General features: G+C 66.6%; 16 protein-coding genes and 1 pseudogene. 9 read left to right on the top strand and 8 right to left on the bottom strand.

The genetic code is table 11. The annotated features are described in order from the left end of the window. Window positions 1-59 precede the first annotated feature (59 nt). From OVY29_RS18585 to OVY29_RS18560, 6 genes and pseudogenes are all read left to right on the top strand, one after another. Window positions 60-1,187 carry a glycosyltransferase gene (locus OVY29_RS18585; RefSeq protein WP_052182019.1) on the top strand — a complete coding sequence of 376 codons (1,128 nt, stop codon included), beginning with the start codon at window positions 60-62 and terminating at the stop codon, window positions 1,185-1,187. Then, the gene (locus OVY29_RS18580) at window positions 1,184-2,284 is read left to right on the top strand and encodes a hypothetical protein (RefSeq protein WP_037553805.1); all 1,101 of its coding nucleotides are present in this window, start codon (window positions 1,184-1,186) and stop codon (window positions 2,282-2,284) included. Before OVY29_RS18585 ends, OVY29_RS18580 begins: the two co-directional genes overlap by 4 nt. 107 nt (window positions 2,285-2,391) lie before the next feature. After that, complete coding sequence (coaBC, locus tag OVY29_RS18575; RefSeq protein WP_037553807.1) at window positions 2,392-3,654, top strand: bifunctional phosphopantothenoylcysteine decarboxylase/phosphopantothenate--cysteine ligase CoaBC; 1,263 nt, start codon at window positions 2,392-2,394, stop codon at window positions 3,652-3,654. Beyond that, window positions 3,617-4,078, top strand: a pseudogene (dut, locus tag OVY29_RS18570) (dUTP diphosphatase); the annotation flags it as partial. The gene coaBC and the pseudogene dut, both read left to right, overlap by 38 nt. 82 nt (window positions 4,079-4,160) lie before the next feature. Further along, window positions 4,161-4,910, top strand: a complete 750-nt coding sequence (locus OVY29_RS18565; RefSeq protein WP_037553810.1) for a HesA/MoeB/ThiF family protein — start codon at window positions 4,161-4,163, stop codon at window positions 4,908-4,910. After that, window positions 4,889-5,263 (top strand): DsrE family protein, encoded by a 375-nt coding sequence (locus OVY29_RS18560; RefSeq protein WP_235211433.1) that lies wholly within the window; start codon window positions 4,889-4,891, stop codon window positions 5,261-5,263. The genes OVY29_RS18565 and OVY29_RS18560 overlap by 22 nt, the downstream gene beginning before the upstream one ends. A 147-nt stretch (window positions 5,264-5,410) precedes the next feature. Here the strand turns inward: OVY29_RS18560 and OVY29_RS18555 are convergent, their stop codons facing one another. The 7 genes from OVY29_RS18555 to OVY29_RS18525 all read right to left on the bottom strand — a co-directional run bounded on the left by OVY29_RS18555 (window position 5,411) and on the right by OVY29_RS18525 (window position 13,472). After that, window positions 5,411-6,127 (bottom strand): class I SAM-dependent methyltransferase, encoded by a 717-nt coding sequence (locus OVY29_RS18555; protein WP_037553813.1) that lies wholly within the window; start codon window positions 6,125-6,127, stop codon window positions 5,411-5,413. Continuing rightward, a complete protein-coding gene (gene prfB, locus OVY29_RS18550) occupies window positions 6,127-7,254 on the bottom strand; it encodes a peptide chain release factor 2 (RefSeq protein WP_037553814.1) in 1,128 nt (375 codons plus the stop codon). The genes OVY29_RS18555 and prfB overlap by 1 nt, the downstream gene beginning before the upstream one ends. Window positions 7,255-7,325: 71 nt before the next feature. Continuing rightward, window positions 7,326-9,842: a penicillin-binding protein 1A gene (locus tag OVY29_RS18545; protein ID WP_037553815.1), complete on the bottom strand. Its 2,517-nt coding sequence runs from the start codon at window positions 9,840-9,842 to the stop codon at window positions 7,326-7,328. Between the two features lie 59 nt (window positions 9,843-9,901). Further along, on the bottom strand, window positions 9,902-10,528 hold the full coding sequence (locus OVY29_RS18540) for a TetR/AcrR family transcriptional regulator (RefSeq protein ID WP_313911894.1): 627 nt from the start codon (window positions 10,526-10,528) through the stop codon (window positions 9,902-9,904). Continuing rightward, a complete protein-coding gene (locus OVY29_RS18535) occupies window positions 10,525-11,670 on the bottom strand; it encodes a DSD1 family PLP-dependent enzyme (RefSeq protein WP_037553816.1) in 1,146 nt (381 codons plus the stop codon). The genes OVY29_RS18540 and OVY29_RS18535 overlap by 4 nt, the downstream gene beginning before the upstream one ends. Continuing rightward, window positions 11,667-12,920 carry a D-arabinono-1,4-lactone oxidase gene (locus OVY29_RS18530; protein ID WP_037553817.1) on the bottom strand — a complete coding sequence of 418 codons (1,254 nt, stop codon included), beginning with the start codon at window positions 12,918-12,920 and terminating at the stop codon, window positions 11,667-11,669. Before OVY29_RS18530 ends, OVY29_RS18535 begins: the two co-directional genes overlap by 4 nt. 60 nt (window positions 12,921-12,980) lie before the next feature. Next, a complete protein-coding gene (locus OVY29_RS18525) occupies window positions 12,981-13,472 on the bottom strand; it encodes a winged helix-turn-helix transcriptional regulator (RefSeq protein ID WP_037553818.1) in 492 nt (163 codons plus the stop codon). Between the two features lie 100 nt (window positions 13,473-13,572). Here OVY29_RS18525 and OVY29_RS18520 point away from each other — a divergent pair, with 100 nt between their 5' ends. Continuing rightward, window positions 13,573-14,217 (top strand): dihydrofolate reductase family protein, encoded by a 645-nt coding sequence (locus OVY29_RS18520; protein ID WP_313911893.1) that lies wholly within the window; start codon window positions 13,573-13,575, stop codon window positions 14,215-14,217. A 42-nt stretch (window positions 14,218-14,259) separates the two neighbouring features. Here the strand turns inward: OVY29_RS18520 and OVY29_RS18515 are convergent, their stop codons facing one another. After that, window positions 14,260-15,243, bottom strand: a complete 984-nt coding sequence (locus OVY29_RS18515) for an N-acetylmuramoyl-L-alanine amidase (protein WP_037553820.1) — start codon at window positions 15,241-15,243, stop codon at window positions 14,260-14,262. Between the two features lie 605 nt (window positions 15,244-15,848). Between OVY29_RS18515 and OVY29_RS18510 the strand changes: the two genes are divergently transcribed. Then, a complete protein-coding gene (locus OVY29_RS18510; protein WP_037555221.1) occupies window positions 15,849-18,461 on the top strand; it encodes a ribonuclease E/G in 2,613 nt (870 codons plus the stop codon). Between the two features lie 144 nt (window positions 18,462-18,605). Further along, window positions 18,606-20,009 (top strand): M48 family metalloprotease, encoded by a 1,404-nt coding sequence (locus OVY29_RS18505; protein ID WP_200880174.1) that lies wholly within the window; start codon window positions 18,606-18,608, stop codon window positions 20,007-20,009. Window positions 20,010-20,017: the final 8 nt, after the last annotated feature.

Raw genomic sequence — 20,017 nt, 5'->3', positions numbered from 1 at the left:
TCATTAGGACCTGGCCTCGACCAACCCCGGACGCGAAATCCGGACAAAACCGAGGTTTCATGCGCCACGACATATTGATTGCCGATTCGCCGCTGACGATCGATGCGCTGCCGCTCGATGTCGCGGTGGTCGTGCCGACGCTCAACGAAGCCGCCAATGTCGAGAAGCTGATCGCGAAACTGTCGGTGGTGCTCGCCGGGCGCGGCTGGGAAGTCCTTTTCGTCGATGACAATTCCGCCGACGGGACGAGCGAACTGGTGCGCCGCATTGCCCGCGAATCGCGCCATGTCCGCATCGTCCAGCGCGTCGGCCGGCGCGGCCTGTCGTCGGCGGTGGTCGAGGGCATTTTGGCGACCGCAGCACCCATCGTCGCGGTGATGGACGGCGACCTCCAGCATAGCGAGGAGACGCTGCCGCGGCTGATCGACGCGATTGCCGATGGCGCCGCCGATATCGCCGTCGGCACCCGCTATGTCGCGGGCGGCGGGATCGGCGACTGGGACAGGGACCGCGCGCGGATGAGCCGGCTCGCAACGCGCGCCGGCCAGATCGCGCTCGGCACCGACGTCAGCGACCCGATGAGCGGTTTTTTCGCGGTCCGCCGCGACGCCTTCGAACGCGCATTGCCCCGCCTGTCGGCGGTCGGCTTCAAGATTTTGCTCGATATATTGGCGTCGAGCCCCGTGCCGCTGAAAGTGGCCGAAATACCCTATCAGTTCCGCACGCGCGAGGCGGGCGAGAGCAAGTTGGGGGTGCGCGTGATCGCCGAATATGCCGAACTGATCGCCGACAAGACGATCGGCCGCGTCGTCCCCGTGCGCCTGATCAAATTCCTGATGGTTGGCGGGCTCGGCGTGTTCGTCCACCTCGCCGTGCTGCGCATGATCCTCGGCGCCGGCAGCGCCTTCTTCACCGCGCAGACCGCGGCGGTGATGACCGCGATCGCCTTCAACTTTTTCCTCAACAACAGCTTCACCTATGCCGATCGCAAGCTGAGGGGTTGGCGCCTTTTCGGCGGCCTCGCGAGCTTTTATGCGATTTCGGCTTTGGGGGCGGTGGCCAATATCGGCATCGGCACCTGGATGGCGGGGCAGGACGAGCGCTGGTGGGTCGCCGGGGTCGCGGGCGTCGTCGTCGGCGCGATCTGGAACTTCGCCATGTCGTCGGCGCTCACCTGGCGCAAATGAACAAGGTCGTGCCCGGCTGGAATCGCTTCGCGGGGATTTCGCGCCCGGTCGCGGCTGCCGTGCTGGGCCTGCTGGCGCTGCTGATGGCGTGGGGCGCGGCGGGCGGCGTCGGCGGCGACCATGTCGCGACCGCCAAGCCGTCATCGGCGCATTCCGACGGCCTCGTCGGCGATCATGCGCTTTACGCGCGCATCGCGCAGCGAGTCGTGGGAGGCGAATCCTATTATCCGGCGGCGGCGGCGGAACATCGGAGCGGAAATTATCCGTTGCGCCCCTTCGTGACCGTCCGCCTGCCGACGCTCGCCCATATCGTCGCCGCGCTGGGCGAGCGGAACATCATGCTCATCTTCTTGCTGATCGGCGGCGCGGCGATCCTTGCCTGGTACCGGCGATTACGGACCGAACCGGACATCCCGCGCTACGCCGCGATCGGCGCGCTGTTCGTCGCGGTCAATCTGACGCAGCTCGCCGCGCGCGAGTGGCTCTATATTCACGAGGTCGCGGGGGGAGTCCTTCTCGCGCTCGCCCTCGCGCTCTATCGCCCGGCGCGCGCGTGGGCGACGATGCTCCTCGTCGCGGCCGCGCTGGCGATCCGCGAGACGGTGCTGCCCATCGCGATGCTGTTCGGGCTGTTCGCGCTGATCGATCGCGACTGGCGCGCGGCCGCGGGTTGGCTGGTGCTTGGCCTGTGTTTCGCCGGGGGGCTTGCTGCGCATATCGCGGCGCTCGCTGCGGTCACCACCCCCGCCGATTCCGCGAGCCAGGGCTGGCACGGACAGGGCGGCTGGATCGCCTATCTGTCCTTCGTTCAGGCGTCCTCGATCCTGCGTTTTTTCGAAGGCTGGGCGGCCGCCTTTCTCGTGCCGCTCGCGCTGCTCGGCTGGGCGGCGTGGCGTTCGCGGCTGGGGCTCGCGGTGTTGCTGATCCAGCTCTTCTACGCCGCGCTGCTGATGCTCTTCGCGCGCCCGGCCAATTTCTATTGGGCGATGCTCATCACCCCGACCCTGTTCGTCGGCCTTGCCTTCGCTCCCGCCGCGCTCGCCGCCCTGGCGCGTTCGCTGTGGCGCCCGGCGCGCGTCCTTTCCGCCGCCGCTTAGGCGTCCTTGAACTGGGGCGAGGAAGCGCATAACTGGGTGGCGAAGGAGACGGCGATGAATCAACCCCTGTCGATCGCCGCCCGCACCGGGCAGGCCCGCCGCCGCTGATGGCCGCACCGCGCATCCTGCTGATTATCGGCGGCGGCATCGCCGCCTATAAGTCGGTCGAGCTCGTCCGCCTGCTCCGCAAGGCGGGCATGACCGTGCGCTGCGTGATCACGCGCGCGGGCGAGCAGTTCGTGACGCCGCTGACACTCGCCGCGCTCAGCGAAAACAAGGTCTACACCCATCTCTTCGACCTGAAGGACGAGGTCGAGATGGGGCATATTCAGCTCTCGCGCGAGGCCGATCTGGTCGTCGTCGCGCCCGCGACCGCAGACCTGCTCGCGAAGATGGCGGGGGGACAAGCCGACGACCTCGCGACGACGCTGCTGCTCGCGACCGACAAGCCGGTGCTCGCCGCGCCCGCGATGAATGTGCGCATGTGGCTGCACGCCGCGACGCAGCGCAATGTCGCGACCTTGCGCGGCGACGGGGTGACGGTGATGGAGCCCGACGAGGGTGAGATGGCGTGCGGCGAATATGGCCCCGGCCGCCTGCCCGAGCCCGACGCGATCAAGGCGGCGATCGACGCCGCACTCGCAAATGCGCCCGCGCCCGTCCCGCTCACCGGCCAACCCGATTTCGCGCCCGCCAACCATCGCCCGCTGTTCGGGCGGCGTATCCTGATCACCGCGGGGCCGACGCACGAGCCCATCGATCCGGTGCGCTACATCGCCAATCGGTCGAGCGGGAAGCAGGGCTTCGCGATCGCCGCCGCCGCCGCCGAAGCCGGCGCCGAGGTCTTGTTGATCGCAGGCCCCGTCCCGCTGCCGACGCCGCCCGGCGTGATCCGTGTCGATGTCGAAACCGCGGTCGAGATGGCCGCCGAAGTCGCCGACGGCCTGCCCGTCGATGCGGCGATCATGGTCGCCGCGGTCGCCGACTGGCGTGCCGCCGATGCCGCGCCTCAGAAGATCAAGAAAGACGGCAGCGGGCAGGTGCCGCCACTCGCGCTCGCCGAAAATCCCGACATTCTAGCGAGCGTCGCCAAAAGCCCGGAGCGCCCGCCGCTGCTGATCGGTTTCGCCGCCGAGACCAACGACGTCATTCCCCACGCGCAGGCAAAGCTCGCGCGCAAGGGATGCGACTGGATCGTCGCGAACGACGTGTCGGCCGACCCGATGGGTGGCGAGACGAACCGCGTGCATATCGTTAGCCAGGATGGTGTAGACAGCTGGGACCGGCTGCCAAAACCGGCCGTCGCCCGCAAATTGATGGAAAAGATCGCCGATGAGCTCGAAAAACGTGCACCCCTTGAAAGAGATTGAAATCGCCATCCAGCGGCTGCCCAACGGCGGCGGCCTGCCCCTCCCCGCCTATGCGTCGGACGGCGCGGCGGGGATGGACGTCGTCGCGGCGGAGACGCTGACGCTCCGCTCTGGCACGCGCCACGCGGTCGCGACGGGCTTCGCAATGGCGATCCCTGCCGGTTACGAGGTACAGGTGCGTCCGCGCTCGGGACTGGCGTTGAAGCATGGCGTCACCTGTCTCAACACGCCGGGAACGATCGACAGCGACTATCGCGGCGAAGTGAAGGTGATCCTCGCCAATCTCGGCGACGAGCCGTTCGAGATCAAGCGCGGCGACCGCATCGCCCAGCTCGTCCCCGCCCCGCTCCAGCGCGCCGCCTTCGCCGAAGTGACGACGCTCGACGAAACGGCGCGCGGCGCCGGCGGCTTCGGCTCAACCGGGGTCGAAAGTGATGCCGTCGACGAGACTGCGGCCACAGCGGGGCTTGCCTCGCTTTCGGACATCAAGCTTCGCTGACCGGCTCGTGCTCAGCGACGCCGAACTCGACCGCTATGCGCGCCAGATCATTCTGCCGCAGTTCGGCGGCGCGGGGCAGGCGAAGCTGAAAGCGAGCCATGTCGCGGTGATCGGCGCGGGCGGGATCGGCTGCCCGGCGATCACCTATCTGGCGGCGGCGGGCGTCGGCAAGCTGACGATTATCGACCATGACCGGATCGAGCTGTCGAACCTGCACCGCCAGCCGCTGTTCACCGACGCCGATCTCGGCGCGCTGAAGGCCGAGGTCGCGGCCGAAGCGGCGCGGCGAATCAATCCGCATGTCGAGGTCGCCGCGGTCGCCGAGCGGCTGGACGATGCCAATGCCGGGGCGCTGCTCGCGGGCGCGAGCCTGATCCTCGATGGCTGCGACAATTTCGCCACGCGGCTCGCGGTCAATCGCGCGGCGGTGGCGCTCGAAACCCCGCTGCTCAGCGCCGCGATCGGCGCGTTCGAGGGACAGGTCGCGCTCTATGAGGGCTGGCGTGCGGGGCACGCCTGCTACGCCTGCCTCGTCGGCAACGATCCCGACCGGCCGGGGATCAACTGCGCCGAAACCGGCGTGATGGGGGCGCTCGCAGGAATGATCGGCACGATGGCGGCGCTCGAGGCGGTGCGTGCGCTGTCCGGTTGGGGATCGCCGCTCGCCGGCCGGCTCGCGATCGTCGATATGCTCGATCGGCGCTGGCGCGAGGTCGGCGTGCCCGGGGACCCCGAATGTCCGATATGCAAGGCTTGAACATCATCGTCGCGGTCGCCGAAGGGCGGCGGCTCTATGCGGCACTCGAAGCCGGGATGGCCGCGGCGGCGCTCGGGCGCCCGGTGCGCATCTTCCTGCAGGGCGAGGCCGCGGCGCTGCTGCGCGATCCGGTGTCGTTCGGCGGCGACGAGGCGCGCCGCGCGGCGGGCCAGCCCGACCTCGCCTCGCTGATCGAGGAAGCGGCAGCGATGGACGTCGCGCTGCTCGTCTGCCAGTCGGGCATGGCACTCGTCGGCATGACGGCGACCGAGCTGGTCCCGCATGTCCGCGCCGCGGGGCTGGTCAGCTTCCTCGCCGACGTCGGCGCCGAGGACCGGCTGATCGTCTACTGAAAGTCGATCCTCCCTGTGCCGAAGGCATGGGGAGGTGGCAGCGCGCAGCGCTGACGGAGGGGCGAAACGCAACGTCGTCGCCCCTCCACCATCCGCTTCGCGGACGGGCCCCCTCCCCATCGCTGCGCGACAGGGAGGATCAATCATTTACGGATTGTCGCAGACCTTGATCGCCCCGGGCTCGGGGCGTTTGCCCTTGGGCACGAAACGCGCGAGATAGCCGCCGGCATGCTGCTTGTCGTCGTAGGAGACGAGCTTGTAGCCCACCGCCTGAAATTCGCAGACGAGCAGGCGGAAGGGTGTGCCATGCTGCGCGATCGAGCGGTCGCCGTCGACGACGATCACTTGCCCGCCCTGGCGCAATGCGGGGCGTAGCCGCCACAGGAAGGCGTAAGGTTCGCCGATCTCGTGATACATATGGACCATGAAGACGCGGTCGAAGCTCGCCCCGGGCAGGCGCGGATCGTCGACCGCGCCGAGCTTCAGCGAAACATTGTCGAGCCGCTCGCGCGCGACGCGGTCGGCGAGCCGTTCGATCACCTCGGGCATGATGTCCTGCGCGAGAACGCGGCCGTTGACGCCGACGCGCTGCGCGAGGCGGACGGTATAATAGCCGTCGCCGGCGCCGATGTCGGCGACGGTCATGCCGGGGCGGACATCGGCCGAATCCATGACATCCTCGGCCTCGTTGACGCGGTCGCGTGCTTCCTCGGTCGACCATTTGGTCGAGACGGTGGGCGCCACCGGCCGGTCGGCGGGCGGAAAGTCGCGCGCGCTCGTCGCGCGGTCGCCGTCGTCGCCCCATGGCGCCTCGCAGCCGCCGAGCAGCGGCAGGAGCGCGAGGGCGAAGGCAGCGCGCTTCATCAATCGATGTCCTCCACCTCGACCTTCTCGCCCGTCACCTTCTGCGACAGCGCCGCCGCCATGAACGGATCGAGCGCGCCGTCGAGCACGTCGCCGGGCGCGGTCGAGGTCACCCCGGTGCGCAAATCCTTCACCAGCTGATAGGGCTGGAGGACATAGGAGCGGATCTGGTGGCCCCAGCCGATCTCGGTCTTCGCCTGATATTCGCCGCTCGCTGCGGCTTCGCGCTTCTGTAGCTCGGCCTCGTACATCCGCGCCTTCAGCATCCCCATCGCTGTCGCGCGGTTCTTGTGCTGCGAACGGTCATTCTGGCTCGCGACGACGATCCCGGTCGGGATGTGGGTGATGCGCACCGCGGAATCGGTCGTGTTGACGTGCTGGCCGCCCGCGCCCGAGGCGCGATAGGTGTCGATCTTGAGGTCGCCCTCGTTGATCTCGATCTCGATATTGTCGTCGATCACCGGATAGACCCAGACGCTCGAAAAGCTCGTGTGACGCCGCGCCGAGCTGTCGTAGGGCGAGATGCGGACGAGGCGGTGGACGCCGCTTTCGGTCTTCGCATAGCCATAGGCATTCTCGCCTTTCAGCAGCATCGTCGCCGACTTGATGCCCGCCTGTTCGCCCGCCTGATATTCGACGAGCTCGACCTTCATCCCGCGCTTTTCGGCCCAGCGCATATACATGCGCTGGAGCATCTCGGCCCAGTCCTGGCTCTCGGTGCCGCCGGCACCGGCGTGGACTTCGACATAGCAGTCATTGCCGTCGGCCTCGCCCGCGAGCAGCGCTTTGATCTTGTCTTCCTCGGCGCGCGCGGCGAGCACAGCGAGCGAAGCCACCGCCTCGTCGACCATCGCCTCGTCGCCTTCCATCTCGGCGAGTTCGATCAACTCGGCAGTGTCGGCGCATTCGGTCTCGATCGCACGCGTCGCGGTGATCGCCTCGTCGAGCCGGCGGCGTTCGCGCATCACCTCTTGCGCCGCCTTCGCGTCGTTCCACAGCGTCGGGTCCTCGACCTTCGCATTGAGTTCGTCGAGCCGCCGCACCGCGCGGTCCCAGTCGAGAAAGCGGCGCAGCAGCGCCAGCGCGGCGCCAATCTTGTCGATATGATCCTGCGCTTCGGCGCGCATGTCCTTGCTCCTGAATTATTTGCTCTGCCCTTACGGCCTGGAAGGCCGCAGGGGAAGGAGGTGCGCAGCCGTCAGATGATGCCGCCGCGATCCTCCAGGAATTCGCTGTCGCTGCGCCGGCCCGGGGTTTGCTGGACGGGCACATCCTGCCGCCGCGGCGCCTTGACCGGCTTGATCTCTTCTTCGCGAATCGTCCGCCGCGGCTCGCTTTCGGGTTTGAAGGCTTCCCAGATGATCGATGCCTTGGGATCGGTTCCCGGCCAAGCGCCATAGACGCGGCGACCCGACTGACGATCGATCCGCACCATCCGCACGCCCTTCGGCGCCGAAAAAGGAATCGGCTGGCGATCGGCGAGCGCCGCAAGCGCGAAATCCTTGAAGATCGGCGCGGCATAGCTGCCGCCCTGGGCATAGCCGCCCATGCTGCGCGGCTGGTCGAAACCGATATACATGCCCGCCACCACGTCGGGCGTGCCGCCGACGAACCAGACGTCGTTCGGCCCCGAAGTCGTCCCGGTCTTGCCGAACAGCGGGACATCGAGATCGCGCAGCCGCACCGCGGTGCCGCGCTGGACGACGCCCTCGAGCATATGGACGACCTGATAGGCGGTGATCGGGTCCATCAACTGCTTGCCCGACTTTGCGAAGCGCGGCATCGGCCGGCCGTCCCAGTCCTTCATGTTGCAGCCTTCGCAGGGTTTCCAGTTCTTCGGAAAGATCACCTTGCCGCGGCGGTCCTGCGCATAATCGATCACGCGCGGCTTCAGCGCGCGGCCGTGATTGGCGAGCATCGCATACGCATTGGTGATCTTCTCGACCGTCGTCGATCCGGCGCCGAGCGCGGTCGAAAGATAGGGTTCGTGCTGGCCGATGCCCATGCGGCTGATCATCTCGACCACCGGTTCCATGCCGACGAGGCTCGCCGCGCGCACCGTCATCAGGTTGCGCGACTGTTCGAGGCCCCAGCGCATCGTGTGTTCGCCGCTGCCGCCCGAATTGCCGAAGTTGCGGAAGCATTTGTTACCCAGCGCCGCGCCTTGATAGACGCAGAAGGACCCATCGACGATCATCGTCGCGGGAGTCATGCCGTTGTCGAGCGCGGCGGCATAGACGAAGGGTTTGATCGTCGAGCCGGGCTGGCGTTCGGCCTGCGTCGCGCGATTGAACGACGACAGGCGGACGTCGAAGCCGCCCTGCATCGCATAGATGCGGCCCGAATGCGGGCTTTCGACGACCATGCCGCCCGACACCTCGGGGATATTGCGAAGCGCATAACGGTCGCCGCCCGCCGATTTGACGACGATCAGATCGCCCGGGCGCAGCGCCGAAAAGGCGCTGCCGCCGGTCTTGCGATAGCGCATCCCCGCCGAGCTTGCGGGCAAGCGTCCGGTGTCACCGTTTGAAAAACCGATCCGCGCCTCGCCGCCCGATTTCGAGAGCACCGCGGCGACGCGCCAATTGTCGTAATCGATGCCGATGAAGCTCGATGCGAGGCGGCTCTGCCACTGGTCGTCGGCCTCGATCGTCGCGATCGGCCCCGACCAGCCCTTGCCCGCATCATAGCGCTGGAGGCCCTTGCGCAGCGCCATGGTCGCGGCTTCTTGCATCTTGCCGTCATAGGGCGTGCGCACCCAGAGGCCGCCGGCATAGACACTGTGGGGGCCGTCCTCGGCGGTTTCGCCGAATTCGGCGATCAGCTGGCGCCGCACCTCTTCCATATAATAGCCGCCGACCTGTGCGACCGCGCGGTTGCCGCTGTCGGTCAGGCCGAGCGGCATCGCGCGCGCTGCGTCGCGCTGCGCCGCGCTGATCCAGCCATTGTCCTCCATCGACCCGAGCACGAAGTTGCGGCGCGCCAGCGCTTCGCGCTCGAAACGCGTGCGGCCATATTTCTCGGGCGCCTTGGGCAGGATTGCGAGGAACGCCATTTCGTGGAGCGCGAGCTGGTCGACATCCTTGTCGAAATAGGCGCGGCTCGCCGCCTGCACGCCGAAGCTGCGGCGGCCGAGCGGGATTTCGTTGAGATAGAGTTCGAGAATCTGCTCCTTGGTCAGCGCATCCTCGATGCGCATCGCAAGGATCGCCTCGCGCACCTTGCGGCGATAGCTGAGTTCGTTGGTGAGCAGCAGATTCTTCGCGACCTGCTGGGTGATCGTCGAGGCGCCGACGGGTCGGCCGCTGCTGGTCAAATTGGTGACGATCGCCGAGGCGATGCCCGGATAATCGATGCCGCCGTGGCTGAAGAAGGTCTTGTCCTCGGCGGCGAGAAAGGCGCGCACGAGCAGCTGCGGATATTCGCTATATTCGAGCTGGACGCGGCGTTCGCGGGCATAGGCGTGCACCGGCTTGCCCTCGCCATCGCGGACCATCGTCGGCAGCGGCGGTTCATAGTCGCGAAGCTGGTCGACCGAGGGCAGATCGCGCGCGAAAACCGCCCAGATCAGCGCGATACCGAGCAGACCGGCGAGCGCGAGATAGGATAGCCAGCGGAACCAGCGCCGCGTCCACATGTCGCGGACCCGGGCGATGACGGCATTGCCGTCGCGGCGGAGGCGAAGGCGGAAATCGGGCGGACTGTCGGCGGCCATATGTCCCCGCCTCTAAAGCCTGTGTCGCGGAAAGGAAAGCATGGTTGCGGCGAGGCGGGCTATGACGCGTTCTCAGTAAGGTCGAGCAGCGCGGCGCGAAGCATCGCGGCCACTTGGGCGAACGCCGCGCCCGCTGAAACACGATCTTCTTCGTAAAGCATTTCATCGACCGCGAAGCCGATCTCGACCGCGAGTCGCAGGCGCGGCCACAGCGTAGCGCGGTCGATGCGGGGAAGATGCGCGCGGCAGGCCTCGGTCAACCGGTCGGCGACGTGCCGGTGCGATTCGAGCCGGACATGGACGAGTTGCGGCGACGCGTGGAGCGACCGCAATATCCACACCGCCCCCGGCTCGGCGCGTGTCACCGCGGCGTTTTCGGACAGGAGTTCGCCGATATGGTCGGCCATGGCGGCGATGCCCGTCGGCGCATGGCACGCGAGCCAAGCATTGAGCACGGCGTTCTGACGCTCCATCAGCCGCTGCCCGAGCGCTTCGAGTACCGCATATTTGTCGCCGAAATAGCGGTAGAGCGCGGGTGGGGTCAGCCCGGCGCGCGCCGCGATCATATTGGTCGAAATCCGCTCGATCCCGACCTCGGCGAGCAATTCGCCCGCGACGTCGAGCAGGCGTTCGCGCGTCTGCCGCGCGCGGTCCTGCTGCGGCGGGCGGCGCGCAGCGACGCTCATCGCGCGCGGCCGCGCGCGCTGACCGGCCAGATATCGACCAGCGTATCGCCGGAAACGACGTGGTAGCTGTCATAGAGATTCACCGTCGGATCGCAGTGCGGGACGGTCAGGCTGACGGGATCGCCAGGCTGGAGCGCGTTTCCGATTTCGGGCGCGATCAGCGCGGCATGTTCGTCGCCCATGAAAGCGAAGAAGGCCGTTTCGGGCGCGCCGCGCTGGACCACCGCGACGCCGCCGTCGGTCGAAAGCGACTTGTACCCGGCGTCGATCGTGACGAGACCGCTGTGATTCGCGCTGACGACACGCGCATCGACCGACAGCGAAACCTCGAACGGCGGCTCGGCGTCGCCGGTCAGGTCGCAATCGAGATATTGCTTGTCCATGAAGACGTAGGACCCCGCCTGGAGCTCGGTGAAGACGCCGAGATCGAGGTCGATCCGGTGCGTGCCGGTGCCCGACCCGGTGACGAGGCCGGGCGCCAAGCCCGCTTCGGCGAGCGCCGCGATCACCTCCTGCAAATAGGCGGCGCGCTCGACGATCGCAGCGCGGCGGTCAGCATAGCTTTCGATATGCTGCTGCGACCCGCAGTAATATTGCACGCCGCGATAATCGAGGTTGGGCGACCGGTCGATCGCACGGGCCAGCGCGACTGCGGCTTCGGCGGATGCGACGCCGGTGCGGGCGATGCCGGGGTCGATGTCAATGACGACGTCGAGCCGCACGCCGGCGGCGGCGAGCGCCGACTGGAGCCGATCGGCGACATCCGGATGATCAACCACCGCCATCAGCCCTTCGGCGGTCGCCGCGAGTTTCGCCAGCCGCTCGATCGCGGCGGGCGCTGCAACGGGCGAAGTGATGAGGATACCGTTCACCCCGCCCCCGGCCAGCACCTCCGCCTCACCGATCTTGGCGCAGCAGACCCCGACCGCGCCCGCAGCGATCTGGCGGAGCGCGATGTCGATGCTTTTGTGCGTCTTGGCATGCGGACGCAGCGCGACGCCGTGTCGGGCGGCGAGCATCGCCATGCGCCCGATATTGCGGTCGAGTGCATCGACGTCGAGGATGAGGGCGGGCGTGTTGAGGTCGGCGCGCGAGCCTTGCCGGCCGATCAGATGCTTGTGCAATTCACGGTCGGTGGTCATGCGAACAAGGTCTCCAGATGGGGATTGAGGAATTTGCCGTGCGGATCGGCGGTGCGGCGCACTGTGATGTAGCGCCCTGCCATCGGATAGAGCGCGGCGACGTCCGCGCGGTTCAGTCGATGACGCTTCGCCCAGTGCGGCCGCCCGCCGGCGCCGCGAAAGATCGCCTCGGCCTCGGCAAAGAGGTGTTGCCAAGGCATTTTCGCATATTGGTGCATCGAGATCGCGGCGACCGGGCCGGCGTTCATTGGGCTCATCCAGATATCGTCGGCGGCAACGGTGCGATATTCGAAGGGGAAGGTCACGGGCAGCCGTTTCTTGCGAATCCAGCCGACGACCTCGTCCAGTGCCTCGAGCCCGGCAGCGCGCGGCACCTCATACTCCATCTCCTCGAAACGGATCGTGCGGTCGGAGGGGAAGATGTTGTACGCGGGGCCACGGCGGCGGCCCGAAATCCCGCTTTTCATCATCATTCGCTGAAGGAAGGGCGTCAGGAACGGCAGGCGTGCCGAAATGTCGAGGATGCGGCGGAAGGTCGCTTCTTCCATGTCGGTCGTCGTGGGCGGGGGGTCGCACGGATCGCACGGATCGAGCGATTTCAAGATCACGTCGTCGCTGTGCGGAAAGAACCAGAATTCGATATGGCGATGCTGCTGTGCCAATTCGTCATAGCTTTCGCGGATTTCGGCCCAGCGACGCTTCTCGATCCTTTCGGCAAGGTGAAAGGCGGGGACGACCGCGACCTCGATCTCGGTCGCAACCCCGAACAGCCCGAGCGAGAGGCGCTGTGCCCGATAGAGGTCGGCGTTGGTGTCGGCATCGCACCAATGCGCCTCGCCGTCGGCATCGACGAGCCGGAAACCGCGCGCGAAGGTCGATAAGGAGCCGAGATCGACGCCGGTGCCATGCGTCCCCGTCGCCATCGCGCCGGCGAGCGACTGCGGATTGACGTCGCCCTGATTGGCGAGCGCCAGCCCCTCCTCCCACAAAGCCGCAGTCAGCTTGCGGATGCTCCAGCCCGCGGGAATGCGCGCGGTTCGCTGGTCGGTGGCGATGTGGATCGCGCCCGCCAGATCATCGAGACTGACGATCAGCTCTCCCGATTCGCAAAGCGGCATGAAGCTATGTCCGGCGCCGGTGACGCGCAGCTTGTGGGCGCTGCGGACGAGCATCGAAAGCTCGTCCTCGCTTTGCGGACGGGCGACCTGCCCGCTGGCTGTAACGCTCCCCGACCAGTTGCTCCACGCCATCCTTATCTCCCGGCCAGCATCACAAAGCTGGCGCCGGCAGAAAAGTTAGTCAAGACTATATTATTTCTGTTTCAAGGCCCGGCGATAGGCCGTGGTCAATCTCTCGAGCACGCTCGCCGAATCGCCGCGCGGCGGCGCGCCCAGATGGAGCGTGCGCAGCTCGTCCATGAAATCGTCCCAAAGCGTGGGACCGCCCTCCTCCAGCAGTTCTTGGCGGATCGACATCTCGTGCGTCACGGGAAGATGCCGCCGGCCCCAAGCGCCCATCTGAACGAGAAGCGGCACGAGATCGATCGCCCGTTCGGTCAGGCTGTAGACGGCCTTCTGCTTATGCGTCGGGTCGTCGGCCTTGGTGAGCAGCCCGGCCTCGACCAGCCGCTTCAGCCGATCGGCAAGGATATTCGAGGCGATTCGCTCGTCCGACCCGGTCAGCAATTCGCGGAAATGGCGGCGATTGCCGAACATGATGTCGCGGATGACGATCAGGCTCCAGCGGTCGCCGAGCGTCTCGAGCGTCAGGTTGATCGGGCATCCGGAGCGTGGGTTCGTCACACATCCGCTGTAGGGCCGAACAAAACTGCTTGCAATATGAAATCAGATTGCATAGCGACACGCAACTGGTTGCATAATACAACCACATTGGAGAAGGATCATGTCCAAGGTAAAGGTTGCCGCATTCAGCTTCTCGCTCGATGGCTATGGCGCGGGACGCGAACAGAGCTTGCAGGACCCGCTGGGCCGCGACGGCGAAAGGCTGCACGATTGGTTCGTCCCAACGCGCTCGTTCCAGAAAATGTCCAACAAGGAGGAGGGGACGACCGGGGTCGACGATGATTTCGGCGCGCAGAACTTTGAAAAGCTGGGCGCGTGGATCATGGGTCGCAACATGTTTGGCCCGGTACGCGGCGACTGGCCCGACAACGAATGGAAGGGCTGGTGGGGCGACAATCCACCTTATCATGTCCCGGTTTTCGTTCTGACGCACCATCCGCGCGCGCCTGTCACGATGGCGGGCGGCACGACCTTCCACTTTGTCACCGACGGGATCGAGGCCGCGCTCGAACGCGCGCGCGACGCGGCGAGCGATCGCGACATCCGCATCGGCGGCGGCGTGTCGACGATCCGCCAATATCTGAAAGCGCGCCTGATCGACGAGTTGCATCTGGCGGTCGCGCCCGTCCTGCTCGGCGGCGGCGAGAGTCTGTTCGCGGGTATCGACCTGCCCGAACTCGGCTATCGCGTGATACGCCATGTCGCGGGCGCGGGCGCGACGCATATGATCGTCAGCCGGGGCTAGAATCGGGACTTTGGCAGCTTTGCGCAGGCCAAGCTTCGGGCATCAGCGCGCGACGTTGCGCCGCGCGAAATGGATCTGCACCGCCTCGCGAACGCCGCGCGCGATCTTCTTCTGGCCGGCGGGCGAGGCGAGAAATTCGACGTCGTCCTTGTTCGAGATGAAGCCGGTTTCGAACAGCACCGACGGGGTGTCGGGCGCCTTCAGCACGATGAAGGAGGCGAAGCGGTGCGCGGTCGTGCGGAATTTGACCTCGTCGGAGGCCTCGCGCTGAAGCAGCCGCGCGAAGTCGGAGGCGACATTCATCGACTCGCGCTGGGTCAGGTCGAGCAGGATCGCCGACACATCGCCGCTGTGGGCACCAAGATCGACGCCGTTGATGATATTCGCCTTGTTCTCGCGCGCCGCCAGCCGCGCCGCCTCGCGGTCGGAGGCGACTTCGGCCAGCGTATAGATCGACGCGCCGCTGGCGTCCTGATTCTCGGCCGCGTCGGCGTGAACCGAGATAAACAGGTCGGCCTTCAATCGCCGCGCGATGCCATAACGCTCTTCGAGCACGAGAAAGCGATCGTCCGAACGCGTGAGCGCGACGCGCACCCGCCCCGAGGCAAGCAGATCCTTGCGGATCGCGCGGGCGAGCGCCAGCGTGATGTCCTTTTCATGGCTGCCGTCGTGCGGAGAGATCGCACCGGGATCGTGGCCGCCGTGCCCCGCGTCGATCACCACGAGCGGCAGGCTGGCGTCGGCCGGACCCTCGATACGCGGCAGCGTCACCGCGGGCTTGGGCTTTCCGATCGGGACCGTCACGCTATAGCGTTTTTCCGGACGCTTGGCGCGAAAGCCGGTGAACGGCTGCAATTCGCCGCCCGGGCCCCGCGATGCCGGGTCGAATTCGCCGACCGAGGCGGGGCGCGGGTCGACATGGATCGCGCCGGCCGGCGCCGGCAATGCGGCCGGGGGGGCTCCGATCATGCCAATCAGGACGAGCAGCGGGCTCATGGCGCGTCTATGCCGTCCAAGGCGCGCGATGGTCCAGCCTTATTCGAAGCCGCCAGCTTTCCGGCGCGACAACAGGGTGAATTCACCGTTCGCCATCGCGAGACAAAGGGAAGACGGACCGCCGCGTGGCCGAATGGTTTTCTTGCAACACCTTGGCGCCATCCTATCTTTCTGGGGTGGTTGTGGTTGCCGTCGGCCTGTGCCGATGCTAGCACGCCATCACTGACGGCGTCGTTCCCGGTGCCGTCCGGCCTTTTGAGGGGAAGGCCTGCTCCGCAGAACTGCGGATCATGGCCGCCTTGGCGCCGGACATATCGGGAAGGACATACCTGCCGCCAGTCCACCCGGTTGACCGGACAGTCGGGGCGTTCGCAGTCGCCCGCCCTGCCCGCCCGCTCATCCTGTAACAGGTTGATGCCGTATGAGGCTTGCCATGCCCTCTTCAAATCCCGACGCGGGCGCTTTCGCCCCGGTCGTCGCCGGATTTGAAGACCGCATGCGCGTCCAGGACCGGACGCAGGCTCCTTTCGGCAATAACGTCTTTTTTCCTTTCACCCGTATCCGCCGCGGCCTTCCGCAAGGAGGGTTAGCGGGATTTTTTGATGGCGCGCCGAGGCGCGCTTGGAGTGTATCTAATGACCACGCGCATGTTGATCGACGCGCGGCACCGGGAAGAAACCCGGGTCGCCGTCACCAAGGGCAACCGAATCGAGGAGTTTGATTTCGAGTCCGCCGAGCACAAGCAGCTCAAGGGCAATATCTATCTGGCCAAGGTGACCCGCGTCGAACCGTCGCTGCAGGCGGCATTCGTCGAATATGGCGGTAATCGCCACGGCTTCCTCGCTTTCAGCGAAATCCACCCCGACTATTACCAGATTCCGAAGGAAGACCGCGACGCGCTGCTGCGCGAAGAGGCCGAACATGCCGCCGCCGCCGCGCAGCGCGCCGAGGAGGATCTCGACGAGCTCGAGGGCGATGTCGCCGATGTCGAATATCACGACGAAGACGAAAATGGCGATGCCCCTGTCCCTGAAACCATCGGCGAAGATGGAGATGGCGACGAGGAAGAGGCCGCCGAAAACGGCGATGCCGAGGATGGCGAAAGCGAAGAAGGCGCCGAAGAAGGCAAGGATGGCCGCGGCGATCGCAAGCGCCGCGGGCGTGACGGCCGCAAGGGCGGACGGGGTCGCGGACGGGGCCGCCGCAATGACGACGAGGATGGCGAGAGCCGCATGTCGCTGCGCCGCCGCTACAAGATTCAGGACGTCATCCGTCGCCGCCAGGTGATGCTGGTGCAGGTCGTCAAGGAAGAGCGCGGCAACAAGGGCGCGGCGTTGACCACCTATCTGTCGCTCGCCGGCCGTTACTGCGTGCTGATGCCGAACACGATGCACGGCGGCGGGATCAGCCGCAAGATTTCGAACGGCGCCGATCGCCGCAAATTGAAAGCGATGATCGACGAGCTCAACCTGCCGCCGACGATGGGCTGCATCGTCCGCACTGCGGGAATGAGCCGCACAAAGGTCGAGATCAAGCGCGACTTCGACTATCTTGCACGCCTGTGGGACGAGATCCGCGAGAATACGCTGGGCAGCTCGGCACCCGCGCTGATCCATTCGGACAGCGACCTCGTCAAGCGCGCGATCCGCGACATCTATCATAAAGACATCGAGGAAGTGCTCGTCGAGGGCGACGAGGGCTATAAGGCGGCGAAGCAGTTCATGAAGCTGCTGATGCCGAGCCACGCGCGCCGCGTGAAGCAATATGCCGACCCCGTCTCGCTCTATCAGCGCTACGGCGTCGAGGACCAGCTCGCGGGGATGCTAAACCCCGTCGTCCAGCTCAAATCGGGCGGTTATCTGGTAATCAATCCGACCGAGGCTTTGGTCTCGATCGACATCAACTCGGGCCGCTCGACGCGCGAGCATAATATCGAGCAGACCGCGCTCAACACCAACCTCGAAGCCGCGCACGAGATCGCGCGCCAGCTGCGCCTGCGCGACATGGCGGGGCTCGTCGTGATCGACTTCATCGACATGGATCATGGCTCGAACGTCCGCAAGGTCGAGCGTGCGATGAAGGAGGCGCTGAAGAACGACCGCGCACGCATTCAGGTCGGCCGCATCTCGGGCTTCGGCCTGATGGAAATGAGCCGCCAGCGCCTGCGCACCGGCGTGCTCGAAGCTTCGACGCGCCCCTGCCCCCATTGCGAAGGCACTGGGCTTGTCCGCACCGCGAGCTCGGCGGGCCTGAGCGCGCTGCGCCTGATCGAAGAGGAAGCCGCGCGCGGCAAGGGCAACAAGATCACCCTGCGCGCGAGCCAGGAGGCGACCTTCTACCTCCTCAACGAAAAGCGCCGCGAACTGCGCGAGATCGAAGAGCTTTACGGCGTCACGGTCGAAATCCTGCCCGACGGCGAGACCGAAGGCGCGCGCATGGCGGTCGAAGTGAGCGGCCCGCCGCCGGTCGCGCGGCGCAGCTTCGCCCCGATCGCGCCGATCGAGGATGACGACGACTATCCCGAGGACGAGGAAGAAGAAGCCGAAGAGGAAGCTGCCGACGAACGTCCTGCGCGATCGCGCGACCGCGAGGAGGGCGAAGGCGATGGCGACGGGCGCAAGCGACGCCGCCGTCGACGCCGTGGCCGTCGTGGTCGCCGCGACGAAGAAGGCAATGAAATCGGTGAAGGCAGCGAAGGCGGCGAGGATCGCGATGGCGACAGCGCCGACGAAGCCGAAACCGCGCCGGCCGAAACTGTCGAGGCTGCTTCGGAAGCGGACGCCGAGGAGGCCGAAGCCAAGCCGCGCCGCCGCCGTGGTGGACGCAGCCGCAAGAAGGCCGATACCGCGGACGTCGCCGACGAGGCGGTAGTCGAAGCCGAAGCGGCGCCGGTCGAAGTGGCCGAAGCCGCCGAACCGGTCGCCGAAGAAGCACCGGTTGCCGAGGAGAAGCCGAAGCGCAAGCGGGCGCCACGCAAAACCAAGGCAGCGGCCGAAGCCGAAGCGGCGGCTGCGGCCGTCGATGCAGCGCCGGTTGCCGAAGCGGCGCCTGAGCCCGAAGCCGAACCCGCCAAGCCCGCGCCCAAAAAGCGTGCGAGCCGCGCCAAGAAGGCCGTCGCCGCCGAGGCCGCGCCCGAAGCCGCCACGACGCGCGACGCCGAACCGGTCGCCGCCAATGGCGACGAGGGCGAGGAAGGTCCCGACGGCGAACCGCGCCGCGGCTGGTGGCAGCGCACCTTTGGCAATTGATCGTCCAAGCCGATCGGGCGGCAATTAAACCGCGGCAGTTGATCGCAGAAATCGCGAGCTGATCTTGCGTCCGCGCCACCTGAACCCCAATAAGCCCACATGGCTTCACTCGGGGTTCAGGCGCGCGGCGCAAGAAGGGCGGGGATGACCGCTTTCCCGCCGCAACCCGCGTCCGGGGCGCAAAGGCCGCGCCCCTTCTTCCGTATCCTGCTGATCTTGCTGGCGACGTTCGCGATCGCGATGCGCCCCGCGATGGCGCAATCGATCCTGCGCGACGCCGAGACCGAGGCGCTGTTCCAGGACATGATGGACCCGCTCACCGTCGCGGCGGGACTCCAGCCGGGACAGGTGCGCGTCCATCTCCTCGGCGACCGCAGCATCAACGCCTTCGTCGCGGGCAGCCAGGACATCTATGTCTTCAGCGGGTTGATCGAAGCCGCCGACAGCGCCGAAGAGGTGCAGGGCGTGCTCGCGCACGAACTCGGCCACGTCATGGGCGGTCACGCGATCCGCGTCAACGAAGGCGCAAAGGCGGCGAGCGGTATCTCGCTGCTCAGCCTGCTGCTCGGCGCCGCGGCGATTGCGGCGGGCGGCGGCGAGGCGGGAATGGGCATCATGATGGCGGGCCAGCAGGCCGCGCTCGGCAAATTCCTCGCCTTCAGCCGCGTCCAGGAATCGACCGCCGACGCCGCGGGAGCGCAATATCTGTCGAAGGCCGGGATCAGCGGCCGCGGCAGCCTCGCCTTCTTCAAGAAATTGCAGAATCTCGAATTCCGCTATGCGGTGAAGCAGGACGATGATCAGGCCTATGGCCGCACCCATCCGATGTCGGGCGACCGCATCCAGACGCTGCGCGAGGTCTATGTCATCGATCCGGCATGGAACAAGCCCGCTGACCCCGCGATCGAAAAGAGATTCCAGCGGATCAAGGCCAAGCTGTCGGGCTATATGTCCGAGCCGGAGCGGACGTTGCGCAAATTTCCCGAAAGCAACAGCAGCATCCCGGCGCGCTACGCCCGCGCCTATGCCTGGCACAAGAGCGCCTACCCGCAAAAGGCCCTGGCAGAGGTCGAGGGATTGCTCGCGACGAATCCGAACGATCCCTATTTTCTCGAGCTTGAAGGCCAGGTGCTGCTCGAATCGGGGCGCCCCGAGGAAGCGATCCCCCCGCTGCGCAAGGCGGTGTCGCAGTCGCGCTCGCAGCCATTGATCAGCGCGACATTGGGCCATGCGCTGATCGCGACCGAGGACCCGGCCAACTATCCCGAGGCCGAGCGCGTACTGAAAACCGCGGTTGCGCTCGACAACCAGAATCCCTTCGCCTGGTATCAGCTCGGCATCGTCTATGCGAACAAGGGCGATCAGGCGCGCGCGGCGCTCGCCTCGGCCGAGCGTTACAGTCTTGAGGGTGGACAGGCGGGGCTCGCGCTGCGTAATGCCGAAATGGCGATGCAGGGACTGCCCCAAGGCTCCCCCGACTGGATCCGTGCACAGGATATTTCGATGGTGGCCCGCGCCGAGGTGGAACGCGAGCGCAAACGGCGTTAGATTCAGTA

It is taken from the genome of Sphingopyxis sp. SE2 (assembly GCF_032227185.1).
GTDB lineage: Bacteria > Pseudomonadota > Alphaproteobacteria > Sphingomonadales > Sphingomonadaceae > Sphingopyxis.
The sequence above is the reverse complement of the archived record's forward strand: the minus strand, read 5'-3'. Positions and strand labels throughout refer to the sequence as shown.

Excerpts from the sequence above, each read along its gene's own strand:
- OVY29_RS18585 (WP_052182019.1), top strand. The coding sequence starts at position 60 with ATGCGCCACGACATATTGATTGCCGATTCGCCGCTGACGATCGATGCG.
- OVY29_RS18580 (WP_037553805.1), top strand. The coding sequence starts at position 1,184 with ATGAACAAGGTCGTGCCCGGCTGGAATCGCTTCGCGGGGATTTCGCGC.
- coaBC (WP_037553807.1), top strand. The coding sequence starts at position 2,392 with ATGGCCGCACCGCGCATCCTGCTGATTATCGGCGGCGGCATCGCCGCC.
- OVY29_RS18560 (WP_235211433.1), top strand. The coding sequence starts at position 4,889 with ATGTCCGATATGCAAGGCTTGAACATCATCGTCGCGGTCGCCGAAGGG.
- OVY29_RS18555 (WP_037553813.1), bottom strand. The coding sequence starts at position 6,127 with ATGAAGCGCGCTGCCTTCGCCCTCGCGCTCCTGCCGCTGCTCGGCGGC.
- prfB (WP_037553814.1), bottom strand. The coding sequence starts at position 7,254 with ATGCGCGCCGAAGCGCAGGATCATATCGACAAGATTGGCGCCGCGCTG.
- OVY29_RS18545 (WP_037553815.1), bottom strand. The coding sequence starts at position 9,842 with ATGGCCGCCGACAGTCCGCCCGATTTCCGCCTTCGCCTCCGCCGCGAC.
- OVY29_RS18540 (WP_313911894.1), bottom strand. The coding sequence starts at position 10,528 with ATGAGCGTCGCTGCGCGCCGCCCGCCGCAGCAGGACCGCGCGCGGCAG.
- OVY29_RS18535 (WP_037553816.1), bottom strand. The coding sequence starts at position 11,670 with ATGACCACCGACCGTGAATTGCACAAGCATCTGATCGGCCGGCAAGGC.
- OVY29_RS18530 (WP_037553817.1), bottom strand. The coding sequence starts at position 12,920 with ATGGCGTGGAGCAACTGGTCGGGGAGCGTTACAGCCAGCGGGCAGGTC.
- OVY29_RS18520 (WP_313911893.1), top strand. The coding sequence starts at position 13,573 with ATGTCCAAGGTAAAGGTTGCCGCATTCAGCTTCTCGCTCGATGGCTAT.
- OVY29_RS18510 (WP_037555221.1), top strand. The coding sequence starts at position 15,849 with ATGACCACGCGCATGTTGATCGACGCGCGGCACCGGGAAGAAACCCGG.
- OVY29_RS18505 (WP_200880174.1), top strand. The coding sequence starts at position 18,606 with ATGACCGCTTTCCCGCCGCAACCCGCGTCCGGGGCGCAAAGGCCGCGC.